This is a genomic window from Nocardia sp. NBC_00508, from assembly GCF_036346875.1.
Taxonomy (GTDB): Bacteria; Actinomycetota; Actinomycetes; order Mycobacteriales; family Mycobacteriaceae; genus Nocardia.
The window spans coordinates 2,447,429-2,469,879 of the sequence record NZ_CP107852.1 but is presented as its reverse complement, the minus strand read 5'-3'; the positions used below and the strand labels follow the sequence as shown (position 1 = coordinate 2,469,879).

Annotated in this window: 18 protein-coding genes; 12 read left to right on the top strand and 6 right to left on the bottom strand. The window is 68.0% G+C overall.

What is annotated here, in order from left to right:
• Positions 1–17: 17 nt before the first annotated feature.
• From OHA40_RS11070 to OHA40_RS11060, 3 genes are all read right to left on the bottom strand, one after another.
• The gene (locus OHA40_RS11070) at positions 18–1,247 is read right to left on the bottom strand and encodes a DUF7373 family lipoprotein (protein ID WP_330232965.1); all 1,230 of its coding nucleotides are present in this window, start codon (positions 1,245–1,247) and stop codon (positions 18–20) included.
• Positions 1,244–2,443 (bottom strand): DUF7373 family lipoprotein, encoded by a 1,200-nt coding sequence (locus tag OHA40_RS11065; RefSeq protein WP_330232964.1) that lies wholly within the window; start codon positions 2,441–2,443, stop codon positions 1,244–1,246. Before OHA40_RS11065 ends, OHA40_RS11070 begins: the two co-directional genes overlap by 4 nt.
• A gap of 114 nt (positions 2,444–2,557) precedes the next feature.
• Complete coding sequence (locus OHA40_RS11060) at positions 2,558–3,763, bottom strand: DUF7373 family lipoprotein (protein ID WP_330232963.1); 1,206 nt, start codon at positions 3,761–3,763, stop codon at positions 2,558–2,560.
• Between the two features lie 145 nt (positions 3,764–3,908).
• On the opposite strand from OHA40_RS11060, the gene OHA40_RS11055 reads away from it, so the two are divergent.
• A complete protein-coding gene (locus OHA40_RS11055; protein WP_330234130.1) occupies positions 3,909–5,246 on the top strand; it encodes an FHA domain-containing protein in 1,338 nt (445 codons plus the stop codon).
• A 90-nt stretch (positions 5,247–5,336) separates the two neighbouring features.
• Here the strand turns inward: OHA40_RS11055 and OHA40_RS11050 are convergent, their stop codons facing one another.
• Positions 5,337–6,782 (bottom strand): metallopeptidase, encoded by a 1,446-nt coding sequence (locus tag OHA40_RS11050; RefSeq protein ID WP_330232962.1) that lies wholly within the window; start codon positions 6,780–6,782, stop codon positions 5,337–5,339.
• Positions 6,783–6,888: 106 nt separating this feature from the next.
• Here OHA40_RS11050 and OHA40_RS11045 point away from each other — a divergent pair, with 106 nt between their 5' ends.
• From OHA40_RS11045 to glmM, 5 genes are all read left to right on the top strand, one after another.
• Positions 6,889–9,387, top strand: a complete 2,499-nt coding sequence (locus OHA40_RS11045) for an FHA domain-containing protein (protein WP_330232961.1) — start codon at positions 6,889–6,891, stop codon at positions 9,385–9,387.
• Between the two features lie 106 nt (positions 9,388–9,493).
• Positions 9,494–11,278: a hypothetical protein gene (locus OHA40_RS11040; protein ID WP_442943981.1), complete on the top strand. Its 1,785-nt coding sequence runs from the start codon at positions 9,494–9,496 to the stop codon at positions 11,276–11,278.
• Between the two features lie 178 nt (positions 11,279–11,456).
• The gene (gene rplM, locus OHA40_RS11035; RefSeq protein ID WP_040864934.1) at positions 11,457–11,900 is read left to right on the top strand and encodes a 50S ribosomal protein L13; all 444 of its coding nucleotides are present in this window, start codon (positions 11,457–11,459) and stop codon (positions 11,898–11,900) included.
• On the top strand, positions 11,897–12,406 hold the full coding sequence (gene rpsI / locus OHA40_RS11030) for a 30S ribosomal protein S9 (protein ID WP_330232959.1): 510 nt from the start codon (positions 11,897–11,899) through the stop codon (positions 12,404–12,406). The genes rplM and rpsI overlap by 4 nt, the downstream gene beginning before the upstream one ends.
• Before the next feature lie 357 nt (positions 12,407–12,763).
• Positions 12,764–14,140, top strand: a complete 1,377-nt coding sequence (glmM, locus tag OHA40_RS11025) for a phosphoglucosamine mutase (protein ID WP_330232958.1) — start codon at positions 12,764–12,766, stop codon at positions 14,138–14,140.
• 103 nt (positions 14,141–14,243) lie between these two features.
• Here glmM and OHA40_RS11020 read toward each other — a convergent pair whose 3' ends face one another.
• On the bottom strand, positions 14,244–15,899 hold the full coding sequence (locus tag OHA40_RS11020) for an ABC-F family ATP-binding cassette domain-containing protein (RefSeq protein WP_330232957.1): 1,656 nt from the start codon (positions 15,897–15,899) through the stop codon (positions 14,244–14,246).
• Positions 15,900–16,046: 147 nt separating this feature from the next.
• Here OHA40_RS11020 and OHA40_RS11015 point away from each other — a divergent pair, with 147 nt between their 5' ends.
• From OHA40_RS11015 to OHA40_RS10995, 5 genes are all read left to right on the top strand, one after another.
• On the top strand, positions 16,047–16,238 hold the full coding sequence (locus OHA40_RS11015; RefSeq protein WP_330232956.1) for a PspC domain-containing protein: 192 nt from the start codon (positions 16,047–16,049) through the stop codon (positions 16,236–16,238).
• Between the two features lie 97 nt (positions 16,239–16,335).
• Positions 16,336–16,641, top strand: a complete 306-nt coding sequence (locus OHA40_RS11010; protein ID WP_330232955.1) for a DUF6802 family protein — start codon at positions 16,336–16,338, stop codon at positions 16,639–16,641.
• Positions 16,642–17,035: 394 nt separating this feature from the next.
• A complete protein-coding gene (locus OHA40_RS11005; protein WP_330232954.1) occupies positions 17,036–17,347 on the top strand; it encodes a hypothetical protein in 312 nt (103 codons plus the stop codon).
• A 59-nt stretch (positions 17,348–17,406) separates the two neighbouring features.
• Positions 17,407–19,047: a hypothetical protein gene (locus OHA40_RS11000; RefSeq protein WP_330232953.1), complete on the top strand. Its 1,641-nt coding sequence runs from the start codon at positions 17,407–17,409 to the stop codon at positions 19,045–19,047.
• A gap of 49 nt (positions 19,048–19,096) precedes the next feature.
• Positions 19,097–19,447, top strand: a complete 351-nt coding sequence (locus OHA40_RS10995) for a hypothetical protein (RefSeq protein WP_330232952.1) — start codon at positions 19,097–19,099, stop codon at positions 19,445–19,447.
• 27 nt (positions 19,448–19,474) lie between these two features.
• Here the strand turns inward: OHA40_RS10995 and OHA40_RS10990 are convergent, their stop codons facing one another.
• A complete protein-coding gene (locus OHA40_RS10990) occupies positions 19,475–20,332 on the bottom strand; it encodes a poly(ethylene terephthalate) hydrolase family protein (protein ID WP_330232951.1) in 858 nt (285 codons plus the stop codon).
• Positions 20,333–20,368: 36 nt separating this feature from the next.
• Here OHA40_RS10990 and glmS point away from each other — a divergent pair, with 36 nt between their 5' ends.
• Positions 20,369–22,252, top strand: coding sequence for a glutamine--fructose-6-phosphate transaminase (isomerizing) (gene glmS, locus OHA40_RS10985; RefSeq protein ID WP_330232950.1), 1,884 nt, complete (start codon positions 20,369–20,371; stop codon positions 22,250–22,252).
• Positions 22,253–22,451 lie beyond the last annotated feature (199 nt).

Here is a 22,451-nt window from a genome sequence, read left to right as displayed (position 1 = left end):
GTGACGAAACTGCGGCATTATCGGCTGTTCGCGAAAATGGAATACTGTGCTGCCGCGCGCTGCTGGGCGTCGAGCAGCTGATTTCCGGCGACGAATCCGACATATTCTTTGTACGCCACGATGCAGGTGAATCGTTTGTCGTCGAATAATCCGGACTTGTTCTCCACGCATGCCGAGTCGGGCAGGTGCGGGGGTGGCTCGGCCGGGCCCGCGGTGAACGTGGGCGTCATGCGTTCCGCGGCGACTCGGCGCGCCGCCTCCGGGCCGGATGCGCGAATCACCAGTGTGCCGTTGGACATTGCGAATTTCTCGGCGCCCATCGCCGTGAAACGTTCTCTCGCGTAGTTCCGGTCTTCGGCGTATTGCATGATCCCGCGCAGACCGAACAGGGCATGCGTCGCGTCGAAACTCGGGCTCTGCGTCTTATTCGGATTCAGTGTGCGGCTCAGCAGATGGTCCGGGTCCCAGGGCAGCCGCAGCATCTGTTCCTCGGTCAGCGGCGGTAGCTGGTCGAGCAGCGGGAGCTGGACTTCGTACGCTTTCTCCGCCAGCGCGACCACGGCGTTCCGGTCGGGAGCGTTGGCCGACACGAGGAAGGCCACCACGTAAGGCCCGTGCGCGAGCACCGCGCGCAGGAACGGAGACCCGGGCCGCCAATGTGCGCGTGCTTGGGGGTACTTGGGCAGCGCGACCGGCTCGTTCCGGTCGTGGTACGCGCCGAAGTCGGCGTCGTGGAACTCGGCCGCGGCTTCTCGCGCGCGATCCGGGTCGGGAAATTGCATGACGACCGTGCTGGTCGTTGTCGAATTGGCCCGCGGCTTGGTCGGCCATCCCGAGGCGAACATGCTGATGTTCTGATCGGAGCCGTTGGTCTGGAACCCGAACATCATTCGGTGCCGTTGCGCGATCGGCTTCATATCGTCCGGGCGCCCGAGTTCATCGGGCAGGACTCCGCTGCTGACACTCGATGACGACCAGCCGTATTTCATCCGCGGATCGATGTCGTAGGCGGAGGCGACGTGATCGGCCAGCCGCATCGCGGCGACCTTCTTCATGTCGATGAACAGCGGAAGGTAATCGTCGTCGTGCGCGTTCGGGGGCTCGGTGGGGTAATTGCCTGCGTCGAGAGCACGGATATCGATCTCACCCGGTCGCGCGGTTCCGGGCATCGTCGAACCACAGGCGGCGAGGATCGCGGCGGAGACAACGCAGACGAGTGCGGCCGTCGCGGAGCGGATCGATGTCATGCGGCGTTCACCAACAATGCGTATTGGGCTGAGATTCGTTGCTGCGCGTCGAGCAGCTGATGCGACCAGGCGAAGGCCGCATAGCGGTCGTAGGTCACCGAGCAGTAGAACCGGACGACGACGGTTTTGTTGCCGATGTACTCCTTGCACCGGGCGACGGGCAGACCTTTCGGTGATTCGGCCCCGCGGAACTTCTTGGTGAGGCCGCCACGATCTTCCCGCAGCCGCGCGGCTGCGGCCGCGTCGCGCGCTCGGTACAGATCGGTGCCGTCGGTCGCGAAGCGATCCACGCCCGCCGCTTCGATCTGCCTGCGGTCCTCCGCCGAATCGGTGGTGAAATGCAGGGCGCCGTGGCCGGTGTAGGCACCGGGCGGGTCGATCCAGGAGTCTTCTCGCGGTCGCGGAAGCGCGCGGTTGAGCATGCCGTCCATGTCGATCGGCAATGTCATCAGCTGGTCGACCGGCGTGGGGGTGAACCGGCCGATCGACGGAACCACACGATCCAGACTCTTCTCGACCAAGGTGTGCAGTTCGGCGAAGTCGACCTTCTCCAAGAAGATCTTCACGTAGTCGTAGATCCAGGTGTAGACGACGAATCTGCCGGTGGCGAACCAGGATCCGATCGATTGCTCCTGCGGCTGCCAATGCGCGTGCGCGGCGGGGTACTTCGGGAGCTGCACTCGCGTGTTCCGCTCGTTGGCCTCGAAGTCGACGCGCTCGAGCGCAGCCGCGGCCGCGGACGCTTTCTGTTCGTCGGGGAAGATCAGGACGGCGTTCACCAGGTCCGTGCCGCGGTTGTCCGGAGCGCTGCCCGCGCTGCTGAGAAATCCCGCGACGAAATCCGGTGCGGCCTCGGCGAACCGGGAGACGTCCATGATCCGCCCGAGCGCGGCTTTCGGCTCGATGAAGATCTTCGCAATGGACGGATTCGCGTGGACGAACGCCGGGTCGATGTCCGACGGCGCGGGAACGAAGTTCGCCAGCCGCTCCGCCTCGACCATGCGCGCCTGTTCGGGATTCTTCACCGGTCCCAGCTCGCGCGGCTGGGTCGCATAGCTCCCCACGTCCAGCTGGGCCAGGTCGACGGGACGCGCCGACTGCTCGGTTCCGGTATCCGAGTTGCCGCACGCGCCGGCGCCCGCGGCCACGATCGCGGCCATGATCAGGGCACCGGCGGTTCGGACCGGTCTCGACATCGCGCCGGGCTGCACTTACTTCCCTCCCCTAACTGCGGTGGTTGCGGCGGAATGCTACTTCACCCCGCCTTGCGATCAGGGATCGCAAGGGCGCCGACCATCCCCGCTACGAGCTCAGAAACTATTCGCCAGCAGGGCATACTCCGCGGCGACCTTTTGTCGCACGTCCGGTTCCTTATCACTGGTGACGACCCCGACGTAGCGCTTGTAGGCGACGTAACAGCGGTACTTGTACTCCCGTTCCGGATCGCCCTTGCCGTTGAGCTGGAGGCACTTGGCGCCCGGCACGTCCTTGGGTGCGCCCAGGGGGTCGTAGTGCCCGCCTTCGCTCTCCAGCAGGCCGGTGACCAGCTTCTGGGCGGCGGCAGCGTCGCGGGTGCGTGTGACGTAGCTGTCGTCGGCGACGGCGGTGTGGTCGACGCCCGCATCCTCGATCAGGCGCAGGTGCGCGGTCTCGTCGTCGGCGCGGTGGACGGTGTAGTAGCCCCCGTATACGGCGAAGGTGTCCGGGTCCGGCTTGCGGTTGGCGCGGTCGGCGACCGCGACGCGAGCCAACAGGTTGTCGGGGTCGACCTTCAGTGTGTCGAGCTGGGCGACGGGGGTCGGAGTGAACTTGTCCAGCTGCGGAACCTGGGCGGCGAGGGTCTTGTCGACCCACTTCACCAGGTCGTCGCCGTCGGCTGTCGGCCGTTGGATGAACAAGGAGATGACGAATTCCTTGTGGGCCATGAAGGTGCCGACGCTGGGAACGCCCGGGCGCCAGTGGATATGGGCGTCGGGATACTTGGTGGACGGCAGTTTGCGGTTGTCCGGTGACACGGCGATGTCGATGTCCTCGAGTTCGCGGGCGGCGAGCTTCGCGGTGGCCTCGTCGGGGAAGCGGAACAGCGCGTTGGTGATCGCCGTGGCGTCCGGGGCCGGATTGCGCTGCCCCGCGGGATCGGGACGGTCGGCGCCGCTGACGACGTACCCGACGATCAGCTTGCGGTTGTCGAAGACCGGTTTGGACACCTTGGCCACGAAGTCGAGCGCCTGCTCGGTGTCCGCGACGACGGTGCTGCCGCGCCCGACCTGCAGGGACGAATCGATGCGCACGGTCGGGACCACCGCGTCGGACATCCGCATGCCCTCCAGCAGCGCGCCCTTGCCGCCGGATACCTGGTCGTACTCGTGCCGGTCGACGGGATAGGTGCCGACTTCCAGCGTCCGCACGTCGATCTCCCCCGGGGTGGGTGTCCCCTGCACGCCCGCGCAGCCGGTCAGCAATCCTGCCAATGCGAGACTTGACGCGGCGAGCGCGATCCGTTGCGTCCGAACCATCTCAGGCCCCTCGTTCCTCCCGTAAGTGACACTGAAGTTACCCGACGGGCGCCGGGGAGGGGGACCGATGGTGTTCGTATTGCAATACCCTTGTCGGTGTGGCGACGACCCTGTACTGCACCCTCGGTGGAGGCCGATACCGGTGATGGATCGGCAGGTCGAGGTCGTCGTAGGCAGTCATGCCGTGGCCAGGGTAGCGGGCGCGGTCATCGTCGTCGCGCACCGTAGACCGGGCAGGCCGACCCACGATTCGCCCGCCGTCGTCGCACTCGAAGCACTGGCCGAACTGGTGCGCGAGGCCACCGATCGGGAGCCGCAGGGGCCCGGCGCGGCGGTAGCGCGGCAGGCGAGGCGCTGGCTGATGAAGCACGCCGAGCAGATAAGCCCCGGCGAACCGATCGATTTCGGCATCCTTTCCGCGGCCGAGAACGGCGGCGTGGCGATATTCCTGCACGGCGCGATCACCGCCGTGCTGGCCGATGACGGTTCGATCGAGCAGTATCGCGGCAGCGACGCGGCGTTCACCGTGGATCGGGTCGCGGGCGCTCCCGCGCGGGCGGTCGCCTTGTTCGTCGACGACGCGAAGGGCCGCATCCCGGATCTGCCGCCGGAGCGGGGCATCGGTTGGCTTGTCGAAGGCGTCGCGCAGGCGGGTGGTGCGATCGTCTGGTCCGCAGGCGCTCGCGTCAGGACGCCGAAGAACGACCGGGCAGCCCGCGCCGAGGGCGCGCATCGCCGCCCCGAGACGCCACCGCTGCCGACCGCGCGCATCGAACACGAGCCGCCCGCCGAGGCCGAAAGGCAGCAGCCCGCGCCCCAGCATGCGGTAGAACCGTCGCCGCCCCGGTCGGCGCCGTCCAGCGCGATGGTCGACGGCGAGCCCGAGCAGGCACCGACCGACCCGCACAACGCGCCGACCCAGTTGGGCGGCACCAATCCGGCGCCGCTGCCGGACCCGGACCAACAGCGTCGTCTGGAGGCGACCGCGCGGGCCGCCGCGCTGACCGTCAAGGTGATGGGATTCAAGTGCGCGCGTGCGCATCCCACCGATCCGCGCGCCGCGTTCTGCACCGTCTGCGGGATGCCGGTCGACCAGACGCAGCCGCTGATCGAAGTGGTGCGCCCGCCGCTGGGCATGCTGATCCTCGACGACGGCATGACCTACATGCTGGCCGCGGACGCGGTGATCGGCCGCGACCCGGAGCATTCCGAGGCAGCCGAGCGCGGCCTCGTTCCGCTGCGCGTCGACGACGCCTCGGGCGGTATGTCGCGGGCCCACGCCGAGATCCGCCTGGTGAATTGGGATGTCACCGTGGTGGATCGGGGCTCGACCAACGGCACCCGCACCCGCCTGCCCGGTTACCGCGACTGGATGCGTCTGGCGCCGAACCAGTCCATGGTGCTCGTCCCCGGCGCCGAGATCATGATCGGCAACCGGGTATTGCGCTTCGAACTCGCCGCGCCACCACCATTCGGCCGCTGATCTCGGGATACGCGTCAATCACGCCGGGTCGGCTACCGGTACGGCGAGCGCGGCAATTTCATCTGCGAACCGTGGCTCCGGAGATTTCGTTTACGAATAGCGCGCCATACACGTGCTCTCGCCGTTCAGGACTCCCGCGCGGAAAGCGTCGACGCGAGAGAAACCACTGGGCACGGTCTTGCCCTCGGCATCGCTCGCGGCCAGTCCGTCGGTGAGCAGACCGGAGACCGCCTCATCGAGATCACCTGCCGCGAGCTTGATATCGCCCTGGCTGACCGGTCGTCCGGATTCGGCGAGCTTGCCGGTGACCACTCCGGACAGGCAGGCCGCGCGAAGCGCGGTCTTGGCGCCGACCAGACTCTGGCCGCGGCCCTGCTGAACGGCCAGGGTATATCGCGAGATGAATACGACGTAGCCGTTGTAGTCACCGGTCACCTTGAGGGGCAGCGGGTCGTCCGCATCGGTGTCGGAAGTGCCCCGCTCGGCGAGGCCGGATACGTCCGTGGCGATCGTGTTCTCGGCCGGGCAATACGACACCGGTTCTGTGGCAACGCCGTCGCGGCAATCAATCGTCGCTCGGGAGTAGTTATAGGCCGGCTCGTCGTCGATCGGCAGGATGGCTTTGAGTGCCTTGGTGAGCTCGACCAGGGTTTCCTTTGTTATGGGGAACTCGCCGCGTCCTTCGTCGTCACCGAAACTCTGTGGCAGGTCGCCGCGACGCTGGTTGATCTCGTCGATATCGATGCCCTTGCAGGCGCGCGGCCCGTCGGTGAACCCGATCTGCACGGCGGTGACCCGCTCGAAGGCGGAGCCGTGCACGCTCTCCGGATCGTCGGGGTCGGAATCGCGAATGGCCACGGTCGCGGCGAGCACCGAGTTGAGGCCGTCGGAGGTGTTGATGGTGAAGTGCTCGGCCTTGCCCTCGGCGACGTGGCGCATGAACGCGCCCGCGAAGCAATCGGCCTGCTGCTCCTTGACGATCACCGGGTCCTTCGGTCCGACGATCTTGGCCATGGTCTGCACCGCGTGCCCGTACTCGTGCGCGAGCACCATCACCACGGCCATCTTCCCGAAGGTCTCCTCCATGGTGGGAAGTAGGACGGAGCGATCCCAGCCGATGGAATTGTCCAGTCGGCAGTAGGCGGCGTTCACCAAGCGGTAGGTGCTCTCCTTGCAGAACTCGATCGCCTCGGTGCGGCCGGACTTCGCGCTCCAGGAAACCAGCTTCTCGACCGGCTTGAACTCGCCTTGGAATTCCTTGCCGAACTCACCGCGCCAGTAGGTCTGGATGTCGTCGACGGCGTTGAGCGCCAGCGTATCCATCGGGCCGCGGTCGCCATTGGTCGCGGTGAGCGGGCTGTCCGGGACGCCGGAGCGCGGTCCGCTCGGTCCGCTCGTGGTGGGCAGGCCGGCGACCTTGAACGGGTTGTCATAGATGGAGACCGCGTGGCCGTCCACGAACCGTGTGCAACCCCCGACCAGCACCAGAACACTCAGCAGGGCGGTAATAAGCGCGGCGGTTTTTGCTGTCGGCATGGCTCCCCCTAGTCGGCCGGTATCACGTTCACATCGGTCGCCGGATCGGGGTAAAGGCGCGTCGGGGGCACCGCCGATGTCCGGGTGATGGAATAGTATCCGCTGCATGTCTTCACCGGGGGCGCAGACCATCACCGTGCGCCATGATGGAAACGAACGAGTATTCGATTCGAGCCAGCAGGTCACCATGGGCCGGGCGCCGGAGGTGATGCTGTTCGTCGACAGCCCGCTCGTTTCGCGTGTGCACGCGACGCTCGCCTGGCAGGGCAGTGCCTGGGTGTTGACCGACAACAGGAGCACCAACGGCGTCTTCGTCGACGCGCGCAGGGTGACCCAGCCGGTGTCCATCGATCGGCCCACTCAGGTTCGTCTCGGTGACGCGATCAGCGGCCCGTTGCTCCACCTGCTGCCCGCGAATCCGCAACCGCCGCTGCGCCCTTCGATGCGCCCGCCGCAACCGGTGCCGCACCCGCAGCCGGCTCCGCCGCCGCAGCCGGTTCGGCGGCCCGCGCAACAGTTCCAGCATCCGCAGTATCCGCCGCCGCAGGACGCGCCCGCACCCGCACCCGCCCTGAACGTCAACATGACGACCAGGGCCGACACCTCGAACGTGCCGCCGGTCCGGGCCAGGGCCGCCTCGTCACCGATCGCCCGCGCGGACCGGATTCCCCAGGCCGGTCTGGCCATCGGCCGCACCACCGACAACCAGATCGTCGTCAACGACCCGCTGGCCTCCCGCAAACACGCCCGCCTCGTCGCCTCCGCCGAGGGGCTGATCATCGAGGATCTGGGTTCGGCGAACGGCACGTTCGTCAACGGGCACCGGCAGCAGCGGGCGGTGCTGCGCGAGCGGGACATCATCACCATCGGCAACGTCGACTTCGTGGTCCAGCAGGGCACGCTGGTGCACCGGCAGAAGCCGGTCGCCGAGCAGGGGCTCGCGGTGCACGGTGTCGGGTTCACCGTCGAGGGCAACAAACAGCTGCTCGTCGACGTCAACATGTCGGCCAGCCGCGGGACGCTGACGGCGCTGATCGGCCCCTCCGGCGCGGGTAAATCGACGCTGTCGCGGCTGATCGCGGGCACCACCCGGCCCTCGGGCGGTGTGGTCACCTTCGAGGGCCGCAACTTGCACGCCGAGTACGAGGCGCTGCGCTCCCGCATCGGCATGGTGCCGCAGGACGACGTGCTGCACCGCCAGCTCACGGTGCGCCAGGCGCTCGGTTACGCGGCCGAGCTGCGGCTGCCCCCCGACAACAGTAAGGAAGACCGTCAGAAGGTGATCGACGGCGTGCTGCACGAGCTTTCGCTCACCGAGCACGCCGACACCAGGGTCGACCGGCTCTCCGGCGGTCAGCGCAAGCGCGCGTCGGTGGCGTTGGAGCTGCTGACCGGTCCGTCGCTACTCATCCTGGACGAACCGACCTCGGGCCTGGACCCGGCGCTGGACCGGCAGGTCATGGTGATGTTGCGCGAGCTCGCCGACGCGGGCCGCGTGGTGATCGTGGTGACGCACTCGGTGGCGCACCTGGACATGTGCGATCAGGTGCTGCTGCTCGCGCCCGGCGGCAAGACCGCCTTCTGCGGCAATCCGGCCGGTGTCGGCGCGGCCCTCGGCACCAGCGACTGGGCGGAGATCTTCGCCAACGTCGCGGCCAACCCGGATCAGGCGTTCGCGGCCTATCGCTCCCGGCAGGCGTTCGCGCCCCCGCCCCCGCCGCCGGCACAGCCGTACGGGCCTGCGGGCAGTCCACCGCAGTCCAGTCGCGGCAAACAGTTCTCGACCTTGGCGCGCAGGCAGATCCGGTTGATCTTGGCCGACCGCGGTTACCTGACGTTCCTGGTGATCCTGCCGTTCATCCTCGGCGCGCTGTCGCTGGTGGTGCCCGGCAAGAACGGTTTCCAGCGCGGCCCGTTGAAGGCGCTGCCCGACGGCACGTTCGTACCCGAAGGCGGCGGCGAGGCCCAGCAGTTGCTGGTGGTGCTGATTCTCGGTGCCTGCTTCATGGGCTCCACGCTCACAGTGCGCGACTTGGTCGGCGAACGGACCATCTTCCAGCGGGAACGCGCGGTCGGACTGCTGCCTTCGGCGTATCTGATCGCGAAGATCGCGGTGTTCAGCTGCACCGCGCTGCTGCAGTCGGCGGTGCTGGTCGGCATCGTGCTGGCGGGCAAGAAGCGGCCGGGCGAGGGCGCGGTGCTGGCGGCCGGCAGCGCGGAACTGTACATCGACATCGCGCTGACCGCGGTCTGCTGCGTGGTCGTCGGCCTGCTGCTCTCCTCGCTGGCGAAGTCGAACGAGCAGGTGATGCCGCTGCTGGTGGTGGCCGTCATGTGCCAGTTCGTGATGGCGGGCGGTCTGATCCCGGTCACCGGCCGACTGGTGCTCGAGCAGGTGTCCTGGTTGTTCCCGGCCCGCTGGGGTTATGCCGCCGGTGCGTCGACGGTGAACATCCGCGAGTTGTTCCTCAACGCACAGCCCGACACGCTCTGGCAGCACAAGCCGGAGATCTGGGCGCTGGACATCGGCGTCCTGCTGTTGATCACCCTGGTGCTCGCGATCTTCACGTGGCGCCGGTTGCGACTGAAGAAGTCGGCGGCGTGAGGCGTTCCGCACGGCTCGCGGACGCCACGGCGCGCGAAAACGGCGACGACCGGCGCCGGGGCACAACGGCGAGCATCTCCGCCGCGAACCGGGCAGACTAATGCCTGTGACGGTGCGAGTAGGGGCAGTACATCTCGGTTGGGATGTGGTGTCCGTGGCGGCGGGCGGCGGTGGCACGCCGATCCGCCCGGTGCAAGTGGAGGGCATGTGGACGCCGCCGGCGTACCTGCTTGCGGATTCGTCGGGCCGACTACACACGGCCGGTGTGGAACGCAACAGGCCCGATCTGGGGATGGCGATCGCCGACGTGCGCGACATTCTGGGGCATCCGCAGATCGTGGTGGCGGGCGCGACGTGGCCGGCCGAGCTGGTGTTCCGCGCCCGGCTGTACAACCCGCTCGCTGAGATCGGCAAACATCTGCGCGGCAAACCCGACCTTGTGGCGCTGCCCTTCCCGGATGGCTGGCCGGACGAGAAGGTCGAGATCTACGCCTCGATGGTGGAGCAGCTCGACGTCATCGTCGAGCCGCTCCCGGAGAGCGTGGCGCTGTCGGGTTACGTCCGAGCGCTCGGGCTGGTGCAGCCGCCGGACCGGGCCAGGCCACACGGCATCGGCGCGACGGGCGTGTACTCCGACGGACGCAGCATGCTGGTGGTCGCGGTGCACGGCGACGACGAGCAGCCCACCGAATCGGTCGAGGTTCCGGTCGACGCCGAGGCCATGCGCGATGCCCGGTCCGCGGACAACGTGGTGATCGAGGTGATGGCAGCCGCCCGCTCGATCGGCGCGGACACTTCGACGGTCCTGCTGTCGGGCAACGTGCGCTTCAACGACGCGCTGCGACTGGCCTTCCAGAACCATCTCGGACACCGGTTGCATGTGGCCGACCATCCCATGCACGCACTCGTGCTCGGCGCCGTGCACCTGCTGGTGAGCGATACCGAGGCGGCGGAGCCGGAGCCGCCGGGCAGGCATGCCGCCGAACCCGCGCCCGCCCCGCAGCATCCGGTGGACGCTGGGCAGCAGGCCGACTACCCGCAGCGGCAAACCGCGCCCTGGCCGGAGGACGCGGCCCCGCGTTCCGGCGAGCAGGCCACGCCGCGACCGGAGACTTCGCCGCGGCAACCCGACCCCGGCCTGCGTCGGTCGGAACAGCCGCCATCCGGGCCGGTGCCCGGCGTCCAATACGGGCCGGGATACCCCACCCAGCACGACGAGGCGCCGCGCGGCCTCCCGCCGAACCTCGCCGAACTCGGCAGCCGCTTCACCAGGCCACCGAGCGCGCCGGACGATCAGCGGTCCAGCGCGCTCGGGCGTTCGCAGGGCGATCCGGTGCCGCCGCCCGGTGGCCCGGTGCCGCCGCTCGGCCCGCGGCCGCCCTATCAAGGAGCACCCGAACAACAGCAGGGCGGGCCGGAACAGCATCAGCCGTACCACGGCGCGCACGAGCAACAGCGCCCCGGTTCGTGGCAGGAATCCGGCGCGGAGTCCGACGACGCCGAGGACCGGCGCCGCAAGGGCAAGCTCTGGAACAAGATGAAGGGCAATATTTTCGGGGCCAATACCGTCGTCGGCGCGGTGGCGCTGGCCGTGGTCGCGCTTCCGTCGGCTGCGGGTCAGGCCGAGCCGACCATGCGGTCGGCGGGTTTCGACGCGGGGTCGGTCACGGTGGACGAAGTGGCTGCGCCGAGCGAGGTCGAGCCGATCGCGTGCCCGCGGACGCCCTACGCCATCAACCAGCCGGAGCCGGGGATCGCCACCGCCAGAGGTGGTCAGCAGGAAGACCGAGGCGCCGTCCCCGACTGCGGGCGGCCAGGCATCGATACGCTGCGCTACCTGGTCCCGGGGCCGCCCGGCGCCATCGACCTCGGGCCGCCGTTCGAGATCTGACGCGATTTCTTCCAGGCGATACCCCGCTGGTATCGTGGCTCGTTGGCGTGTGGAACGTCCGGCCGATCTCCTGGTGAATCGTCCGGTCGTCCGCCGAGGCCCGGGTCTTCACCGGCCGCCGGGAAGCATCTCGACCACACGCTCGGCTGGCAACACCGACGACAGACAGGGAAGCACTGTGCCTACGTACAGCCCCAAGGCGGGTGACGTGACCCGTAAGTGGTACGTCATCGACGCCACTGACGTAGTGCTCGGCCGTCTCGCCGTCCAGGCAGCGAATCTGCTGCGTGGCAAGACGAAGCCGACCTACGCTCCGCACGTCGATGGTGGCGATTTCGTCATCATCATCAACGCCGACAAGGTTGCCATCAGCGGCAACAAGCGGCAGGACAAGCTGATCCACCACCACTCCGGGCACCCGGGCGGCCTCAAGTCGCGGACCGTCGGTCAGGTGTTGGAGACCCGCCCCGATCGGCTCGTCGAGAAGGCCGTCAAGGGCATGATCCCGAAGAACAAGCTCGGCAACGCGATCGCGGGCAAGCTGAAGGTCTACGCGGGCCCGACGCATCCGCACGCCGCTCAGCAGCCCATTCCGTTCGAGATCAAGCAGGTGGCCCAGTGACCGCTCCTGAGGAATTCAACGAGGACTACACCGAGGAACTCGACGCCGCCGAGGCCGTCGAGGACGGCGCGGGCTACGAGGAGTCCGAGGCTCCGGCGTCCGTTGCTCCGATTATGATCGACCGCCCGGTGCAGACCGTCGGACGACGCAAGGAGGCTGTCGTCCGCGTCCGCCTGCTGCCCGGCACCGGCAACTTCGTGCTCAACGACCGCACCATCGAGGACTACTTCCCGAACAAGGTGCACCAGCAGCTGGTCAAGTCGCCGCTGGTCACCGTCGAGCGCACCGAGTCCTTCGACGTGCACGCCCGCCTGGTCGGTGGCGGCCCGTCGGGCCAGGCAGGCGCCCTGCGGCTGGCCATCGCCCGCGCGCTGATCGAGGTCACTCCGGAGGACCGTCCCGCCCTGAAGCGGGCCGGCTTCCTGACCCGCGACCCGCGCGCCACCGAGCGCAAGAAGTACGGCCTGAAGAAGGCGCGCAAGGCGCCGCAGTACTCGAAGCGCTGATTTCGGCAGCGTCGACCACGGCATCCGGCGCCTCGGTGGCGTCGGATGCCTGGACGTGGCCAGGAAGCGAAGCTCGCGCAACCCTGTCAAGGGCCCCGCTTTCGCTGCATCCATACGGTACGGTCGACGCGGCAGCTGTACGAGAGCAGGCACCCAGCGAACAGCTGGTCGCCTGCTCTCGTGCTGTATGAACTCGCGGTGTTCGCGAGGTCCTGCGTGGTGGCACAGTGTGCCGCCTCCGGGCCGTCGCTCACATCGCGGGGATGAACGTGCGGCGTTCGCGGGCCTCCATGGTGACACGGGCTGCCCTCCGGGCCCGTCGTGAACACCGCAGACCGACCGATGTAAGGGCGAGGTATGGGACGTTTGTTCGGCACCGACGGAGTCCGCGGGCTTGCCAACGAGTCGCTGAGTCCGGAGCTCGCGCTGCGCGTTTCCGGTGCGGCCGCGCAGATCCTCAGCCGCGGCAAGCAGCGCGCGCTCGCGGTGGTCGGACGCGACCCACGGGCCAGCGGCGAGATGCTCGAGGCCGCCGTGACCGCGGGGCTGACCGCGGCGGGCGTAGATGTGCTCTCGGCAGGTGTGTTGCCGACGCCCGCCGTCGCCTACCTCACCGGTATTTACGACGCGTGCCTCGGCGTGATGATCTCCGCCTCACACAACCCCATGCCGGACAACGGGATCAAGATCTTCGCCGCGGGCGGGCACAAACTCGATGATGCGATCGAGGACCGGATCGAGGCGCTCGTCGCCGCGGACACGCCGTTCCGTCCGACCGGCGCTGGCATCGGCCGCGTGCGCAACGCGGCAGGCGCGCGCGATCACGGGCTGGTCATCCCGGACCAATACAGCCTCGCGGGCACCCATGAACGCTACGTGGAGCACCTGGTGGAAGCGACCGGACAGGACTTGTCCGGACTGACCGTCGTGGTCGACTGCGCGCACGGCGCCGCCTCCGAAGTGGGGCCCGCCGCCTATCGCGAGGCGGGCGCGACCGTCATCGCCATCAACGCCGAGCCCGACGGGCTGAACATCAACGACGGCTGCGGCTCCACCCATCTCGACCAGGTCCGGGCCGCGGTGCTGGAGCACGGCGCCGATCTGGGCCTCGCACACGACGGCGACGCCGACCGCTGCCTGGCCGTCGACGCCAACGGCGCCGTTGTCGACGGCGACGCGATTCTGGTGATCCTGGCCCTCGCCATGCACGAGGCGGGCGAACTGGCCGACGACACCTTGGTCGCCACGGTGATGAGCAACCTCGGCCTGCACATCGCCATGCGGGCGGCCGGAATCGCCGTGCGCACCACCGCAGTCGGCGACCGCTACGTGCTGGAGGAGCTGCGCCGCGGCGGCTTCACGCTGGGCGGCGAGCAGTCGGGACACGTGGTCTTCCCGCGTTACGGCACCACCGGCGACGGCATCCTGACCGGCCTGCGCCTGATGGCGCGGATGGCGGAGACCGAGCGCACCCTCGCCGATCTGGCGAGCGTGCTGCAGACTGTGCCGCAGGTCCTGGTGAACGTGCCGGTCAGCGACAAATCCCTGGTCGCACGTGCGCCCGAGGTGCGGGAAGCGGTGCTGGAGGCGGAACGGATTCTCGGCGAGTCCGGCCGAGTGCTGTTGCGCCCCAGCGGTACCGAGGAACTGGTGCGGGTCATGGTGGAGGCCACCGACCTCACGCAGGCGCGGCAACTCGCGGACGATCTGGCCAAGCGCGTCGCGGCGCTGTAATTTTTCGCGGCGCTGCGTGTTCGCGGCCCCCCTTATGGCGAGTCGGCGCCCATGCTCACTCCTGTTCGAACAATGTCCCCGCACTATAGGCAGAAGGCCGCGATCAGCGGGTCTCGGTGAGGACCCCCGCGGCCATGTGCCAGCGGCGTGTCGCGCGGACCGTGTCGAGCATGCGGCGGTCGTGCGTGACGAGCAGGAGTGTGCCGGTGAAGGATTCGACGGCCTGCTCCAGTTGTTCGATGGCGGGCAGGTCCAAATGGTTGGTCGGCTCGTCCAGCACGAGCAGGTTGACGCCGCGGGCTTGCAGCAACGCCAGGGCGGCGCGGGTGCGTTCGCCGGGGGAGAGGGTGTCGCAGGAGCGCAGCACGTGCGGGCCGCGCAGGCCGAACTTGGCCAGAAGCGTGCGTGCGTCCGCTTCCGGCCGGTCCGGCAGTTCGGCGCCGAAGGTGTCGGCCAGCGCCGCGGTGCCGCGAAACAGCTCGCGCGCCTGGTCGACCTCGCCGATCGCGACGCCGGAGCCGAGGCTCGCGGTCCCGCCGTCCGGCTGGATCTTTCCCAGCAGCACGGCCAGCAGAGTCGACTTTCCGGAGCCGTTCGCCCCGGTGAGCACGATGCGGTCGGCCCAATCGATCTGGGTGCTGATCGGGCCGAGGGTGAAATCGCCACGAGTGACGGTGGCTTCGGACAGTGTGGCGACCACCGAGCCGCTGCGTGGAGCGGCGGCGATGCTCATGCGCAACTCCCACTCTTTGCGGGGTTCCTCCACTACCTCGAGTCGCTCGATACGGCGCTGGGTCTGCCTGGCCTTGGCGGCTTGTTTCTCGGTGGCTTCGGCTCGCATCTTGCGGCCCGCCTTGTCGGAGTCCATCTTTCTGGGGTCCCGCGCCTTGCGGCGTGCGGTGCGGACGCCGTGTTCGAGCCAGTTGCGTTGCATCTGCGCGCGGTCTTCCAGGCCCGCTTTGGTGTCGGCGTACTCCTCGTAGGCCTCGCGCGCGTGCTGCCGTGCGATCTCCCGCTCCATCAAGTACGACTCGTAGCCGCCGTCGTACTGGCCGACCTGCTGCTGTGCGAGGTCCAGCTCCAGAATGCGATTCACGGTGCGTGCCAAGAACTCCCGATCGTGGCTGATCACCATCAGCGGAACGCGAACACCAGCGACGAACTGCTCCAAGCGCGCGAGGCCGTCCAGGTCCAGATCGTTGGTCGGTTCGTCCAGCAGCAGAATGTCGAAGCGCGACAACAGGACCGAGGCCAGGCCCGCGCGCGCTGCCTGCCCGCCGGACAGACCGGTCATCGGGGTGTCCAGGCCATTGGGGAGGCTGTCGGCGAGGCCGAGGTCGGCGGCAACTTCGTGGGCACGCTGGTCCAAGTCGGCGCCGCCGAGGGCGAGCCACTGTTCCAGCGCGGGCGAGTACTCGTCGGGACCGCCTTCGGCGAGGCGCTCGGCGGCCGCGTCCATTGCCCGCTGCGCCGCGGTGACCCCCGTCCGGCGGCCGAGGAATTCGAGCACGGTCTCGCCGGGCACACGCTGCGCCTCTTGGGCCAGATAGCCGACCGTCGCGTCCGGCGGACTCAGGGTGATGCTGCCGGTCGGGGTCCGCCGATCGGCGAGAATCCGCAGCAGCGTCGACTTACCCGCGCCGTTCACGCCGACCAGTCCGATCACGTCGCCGGGCGCCAGGGTCAGATCGAGGTCGGCGAACAGCGTGCGCTCGCCATGACCGGCCGACAGGCCGCGGGCATGCAAAGTGGTGCTCACCAGCACGATTCTGCCGTGCTCGGGGTTTCACCCTGAGGTCGGCCCCGGGAGAAATCAGGGTCGGTATCGGCAGCCTGACCGATGCCCGGGGTATGCGACAGCGGGCACAGTGGACGTCATAGCGATCACCGCCAGAAAGGGAAGACAATGACCGTCCCCACCCGCCGCTTTGCCCGCTCCACCACCGACAAGTGGATCGCAGGTGTCTGCGGTGGCATCGCCGAGTACCTCGGCTGGAATGCCAACGTCGTCCGGCTACTGTTCGTGGTTTCGTGCCTCCTGCCCGGGCCCCAATTCATCATCTACCTCGTGCTGTGGCTGCTGATGCCCAAGAAGTGAGCCAGGGGCTGCGTCGAGTCCACTCGGGATGAAAGGATGGAGCGATGTCGCCGGTGCGGCACCGCACCACCGCACGAGCCCCGCTGATGGAGGAGTCATGATCACCTCAGGCGAATTCCCGGGTCTGGATATACCCAACATCGACGCGTCCTCGCCCCTGAGTGGACTGGGTGCGGTCGAACTGCACCACCCCACCCAGGACATCGACGGCGACGGCACCCTCGACACCGTCACGACAACCGGCGACGAGGCGATGCAGGTCTGGACCGACTACGACCACGACGGCTTCGCCGACCACGTCACGGTGGTGGAAAAGGACGGCGACTACGCCGCGTGGGAATTCCACCGCCACCCTGACGGCACCTCCGAATGGGTCCGCACCGACCAGGGCAAGATCGGCTAGCCCGAACTCGCCACCCTTCCTGCCGACTGGATCTCCCTAGCGCCGTTGGGATGTCGGCGTCGGTCGCTCCGTTGTGGCGGGCGTGGCCAATCGGCGCGGTGGCGTGCCGATCGTCTCCCTCGGCGGGTGGCAGCTACTGGACGTTGACGGCAACCCTGTCATCGGGTCGAAGGTCGCCGGAAGCCGGAGGGAAGCGGTAAGTATCGCGTTGGCCGGTTGATCGCCGCTAACGCTTCTGTGCACGATACGAGCGGACAGTAGGTTCCTGTCGACATCGAGTCGAATTCGGGGGAACCGAGTGTCGGTGTGTTGCGTCGAAGGAAGTATGGCGGCAGTCGGCGAGAAGAGGATTCGGCGCCTGGCGAGTTGACACGACGAGGACGGAGGGGAGTTCGTGGGCGGTTCGGAGATGGTCGGGGTTCGGACGGGGGAGCTCGGTGCACTGGGCAGCGACTACCGGAGATCGGCGGACGCCGTTCGCGGCCAAGCCAAACGGGTGGGCGAGCATATGTTCGGCGAGGGCGGCGAGGCGGGGCGGAACGATGCGCAACAGGGCGTCGCGGTGCATCAGGGGTTGCAGCGAATCAGTGCGTGGCTGACGAACTGGAGCGACGCCACCACCGCGACCGCTGATGCGCTCGGCGCGGCGGTGGTGGTCTACTCGGATACCGACCGGCAGCGCGCGGCGGAGACGCCCAAGACGTGAGGCCGCCGAATGACGACACGTGTTTCCACTGAACGCCAGACATTCGAGGAGCCGGAATCATGACCGTTTCCTGGCAGGGTAAGGCGATCGACGCCATCCTGGACGAAGGCAGTTACGGACTGCAGTACTGGATAAGATTCATGCCGCTATATGAGGCAGCGTTCGGTAACAACGGCGGCCGGGGGGATCTCGGCAAGCTGTTGGCGATGTACGACGAGCAACGCGGCACGCGGGTGGAAAAGCTGGAGCAGGCGGGGGAAGCGCTGAAAGCCGCACTGGCCGAGGTGGATACCCAGTGGGACGCGCAGCGCAGCTACACGGGCCGCCTGCCCGGACTGTGGCAGGGATCGGCGGCTACCGCCGCGCTCGACCTGCTCACCGAACAATCCCTTCTGGCCGACGAGGATCGGGTGCACGCGCGGGACGCGTGGAAGACGATCGAGCCGATGGCGAACTCGCTGCGCGAGTCGGTCGGCGGGAAAGCCGATATCGTACTCGGGCTGCTGGAGGATTCGGGGAAAGACAGCAGGGTCGTGAAGATCGGCGGCAAGTCTCCCGAAGATGTGAAAGTCATTGTCGACGTGCATAAAGCGCGCGAGTGGATCAGCGGAAACCAGGTACGTGACCTCGGTCGGATCTTCCCCGCACTCGATGTGCCCGGCTACTCCACCAAGCTGCAGCTCGACACCCCGCTCGGCGAAAAGATTCGCGATACCGTCAACGATTGGCTGAAGGACCCGTTCAAACGGGACTTCGATGCCAAACTGACGCGCTACATCGACGCCTGTAAGCAGACCGACGATCACTTCAAGCAGCAGTACCAGAACCTGGCCACTGCGTTGGCGGCGGTGTCCGACCGGGCTTACCCGCGCCCGGAGGGACCGACGCAGCCGTCTCAGGACAAGCCGGAAAACCAGAACCAGCCCAATCCTTCCGCACCACCGGGCCCTCCCGGCACGCCATCGCCCTCCACGGTCCCGGCCGGCACCACGCCGAGCACAGTCCCGGCGAGCACTACTCCGACCACACCGAGCACGCCCGCACCCCTTGCCCCCAAGATGCCGTCGATCGACGGCCTTGCCGCGATCAATCAGGTGGCGAGGGAATTCTCGCCATTGGCAACAGGTCTCACCCAGACGATCAGCCAAGGCATCACGGCGCTGAGCGGAACCATCAAGAGCGGAATCGACGACGCGATCGAAAGGCTCAAAGCGAGTATCGATCCGAAGAACGCCGAGAAAGACGGTGAGGACAGGCCGAAGGCCGAGTTCGATATCGCCGGAAAGCATGTGAAGTTCGAGATGGGGCCGGACGGCCAGTTGAAGCTCATGCTGTCCGACGCGACGGGCAAGCAAGAGGAGTTCTCCGTCGAGTTGAACGAGCACGGAATACCGATCATCTCGATGACCGAGCCGAGAGACGAGAACGCGCAGCCCCCCGCGTCCGAAGATCCAGCGCCTGACGCCCCGGAGAAGAAGATGCCTGCCGATGCCACACCGGCGCCCGGGGACAACACTGGCCAGCCCGGTCTGCCGACCGGAACCCCACCGGCCGCGCCGCGCGAAGAAGACGGCGAGCACCGGCCGAAGCCCATGTCGGAACACCGCGATTCGGAACCGGACGCGCCGTTGGACAGTGGTGCGGAACTCGCCGAGGCGGGTCCGCTGGGCGCGGAATTGGCTGAGGCGGGCCCCCTGTGAGCCGGAACACCGAAGGCGCGGCGGTGCAGGACGAGCGAGGGGATACCGCATGGTGAACTACGCCGAGGAGGCGAGGCGACTCGCCGAGGAGAACCAGCGACGGATGGCGATCCTGATCGACGAAATCCAGGAGATCAACGAGCTGACCGCGGCGCGGGGCCGCGAATTCGCCGACCGCTTGGCCGCCGACATGGGCCAGTTCTGGGCGGAACACGCCGCCGAACTGGAGCAAGCCCGTGCCGAAGCCGAGGAGAAAGAACGACTGGAGGCCGAAGCGCGCGAGCAGCGCGAGGCGATCGCGCGATCGATAGCGGCCCGCAAAGCGAACCAGACCGTGGCGCCGGTCGACGACGAGGACGAAGAGGCGAAGTTCTATCAGCGCAAGACCTGGCTGATCTGATCGCCTCCCTGGACGCCGTTGCGTCGGCTACCGCCGCAGGAGCGCCGCCAACTGGCCCACCTTCAGCTTCGGCGGCTCCTCTTCGTCGGGTGCTTCGAGGTCGATGATCGTGGTGTGCGGGATGACTTCCTCGGGATCGGCGAAGGGGCGGTAGGTCTTGTCGCCCGCCAGCGTCGCGAGCAGGTAACCGGCCAGCAAGGCGCGGGTGATGCGGGCGGTCTTGGGTTCGTGCTTGCCCGCACCCACCGCTGCGAGGATGCGACGGCCCTCGATGATGCCGCTGTGCGAGGCCTTGTCGATGACGCGCAGGATCGCGGAGCCGTCCCATGCGGTGGCCAACGGGATGGCGTTGGAGCTGACCGAAGTGAGGTCCGTCGCCCCGCCCAGGATCAGCGCCGGAATGTCGAGCTTGGGTGCGAGGTCTTCGGCGGACGGAGCCGTCGGCGCCGGGAACAGGACAGCGACGGTGGCGACCCTGCGCTGACCGGCGGCGATGACGGCCGCACCCGCCCCCATGCCGTGCCCGGCCAAGGCGAGACGCTCGGGATGCACGCTGATCTCGCCGTCCCCGAGCCGCACGCCGGTGCAGATGTCGAGCGTGGTGAGCAAATCTGCGGCCAGTCCCAGATGTGACGGGATCGGCCCGCGCTCGGTGTCGGGGGCAGCGGCCACAATTCCCCAGGAAGCGAGATGCTCGAGCAGGCTGCGGTAGTGTCCGGCGCCGGTCAGCCAGCCGTGCCCGAAGGCGACGGCGGGGAGATTGCGCCCTGACTCGGGCGTGAACACCACCCCTGGCTGGCCCGCGATGGCCAGATTGCCGCGCAGCACACGGTGCGGGCCACGGCTGGTCAGGTTGCTCAATAGCGATTTCACAGACGCCGACACGACGTGAACGTTATCCGATAAGTAGTGTGGTGAGCCATGTGCGGAATCGTGGGGTACGTCGGGTACCGAGACGCGCTCGGCGTCGTCGTTGACGCATTGCGCCGCATGGAGTATCGCGGCTACGACTCCGCGGGTGTGGCGATCCTGGACGGCGCGGGCGCGCTGGCGGTGGAACGCAAGGCCGGTCGGCTGGCCAATTTGGAGGCCGAACTGTCCGAAACCGGAATCGACCGTTTCGCGGGCACCACCGGCATCGGGCACACCCGCTGGGCCACGCACGGCGCGCCGACCGACCGCAACGCGCACCCGCATCGCGACCACAGCGGCAAGGTCGCCGTGGTGCACAACGGCATCATCGAGAACTTCGCGCCGCTGCGCCGCGAGCTGGAGGACGCCGGGGTCGAGCTGACCAGCGACACCGACACCGAGGTGGCCGTGCATCTGGTCGCCAGGGCGTACGCCGACGGCCCGACCGCGGGCGACTTCGCGGCCAGCGCGCTGGCCGTGCTGCGCCGCCTGGAGGGTGCGTTCACCCTGGTCTTCACGCACGCCGACCATCCAGGCACGATCGTGGCCGCTCGCCGTTCGACACCGCTGGTGGTCGGCGTCGGCAAGGGCGAGATGTTCATCGCCTCGGACGTCACGGCGTTCATCGAGCACACCCGCGAGGCGGTGGAACTCGGCCAGGATCAAGCCGTGGTGATCACTTTGGACAGCTACCGGGTCACCGACTTCGCGGGCGAGGACGCCGGTTCGCGCACCCGCCCGTTCACGATCGACTGGGATCTGGCCGCCGCCGAGAAGGGCGGTCACGACTACTTCATGCTCAAGGAGATCGAGGAGCAGCCCGCGGCCGTCGCCGACACGCTGATGGGGCATTTCAGTACCGATCGGGATGGCGGGGGCCGGATCGTGCTGGATGAGCAGCGCCTCGCCGACCAGGAGCTGCGCGATTTCGACAAGGTGTTCGTCGTCGCGTGCGGCAGCGCTTATCACTCCGGTCTGCTGGCCAAGTACGCCATCGAGCACTGGACCCGGCTGCCCGTCGAGGTCGAGCTGGCCAGCGAATTCCGCTACCGCGATCCCGTTCTGGACCGCTCCACGCTGGTAGTGGCGATCTCCCAGTCCGGCGAGACCGCCGACACGCTGGAGGCGGTGCGCCATGCCAAGGAGCAGAAGGCGCGCGTCCTCGCGATCTGCAACACCAACGGCGCGCAGATCCCCCGCGAGTCCGACGCGGTGCTCTACACCAGGGCCGGGCCCGAGATCGGCGTGGCCTCCACCAAGGCGTTCCTGGCCCAGGTGACCGCGAATTACCTGGTCGGACTCGCTTTGGCGCAGGCGCGCGGCACCAAGTATCCGGACGAGGTCGCCCGCGAGTTCGCCGAACTCGAGGCGATGCCGCGGCTGGTGGAGCGGGTATTGGAGACGGCGCCGCAGGTGCGGACCATCGCGCGTGAACTCGCGCACGTGCCGACCGTGCTGTTCCTCGGACGTCATGTCGGATACCCGGTGGCGCTGGAGGGCGCGCTCAAGCTCAAAGAGCTGGCCTACATGCACGCCGAGGGTTTCGCGGCGGGTGAGCTCAAGCACGGTCCGATCGCGCTGATCGAGGACGGGCTTCCGGTGATCGTGGTGATGCCGTCCCCGAAGGGCCGCGCGGTGCTGCACTCGAAGCTGCTGAGCAATATCCGGGAGATCCAGGCCCGCGGCGCGCGCACGATCGTGATCGCGGAGGAAGGCGACGACACGGTCCGTCCGTTTGCCGACGATCTCATCGAGATCCCCAGCGCGCCAACGTTGTTCCAGCCGCTGCTGTCGACGGTCCCGCTGCAGATCTTCGCCGCCGAGGTGGCCCAGACCCGCGGCTACGACGTCGACAAGCCCCGCAACCTGGCGAAATCCGTCACCGTGGAATAGACCGGCAGCCGCGCACCTCGGCTGCGCGGCGGCTGTGTTCATCGGTGCGAACATGTGGGGCGGTCGCGGCCACCCTCCACATGAAATTGCGTCAGATCCTTACGGGCGCTGACAATAATTGCAGACGCCCAATAATTGCAAGCGCTGTCTATTGTGATGCCCGGCTATCCTGGAGGCAGGATCCCCGATGCCGAAGGAA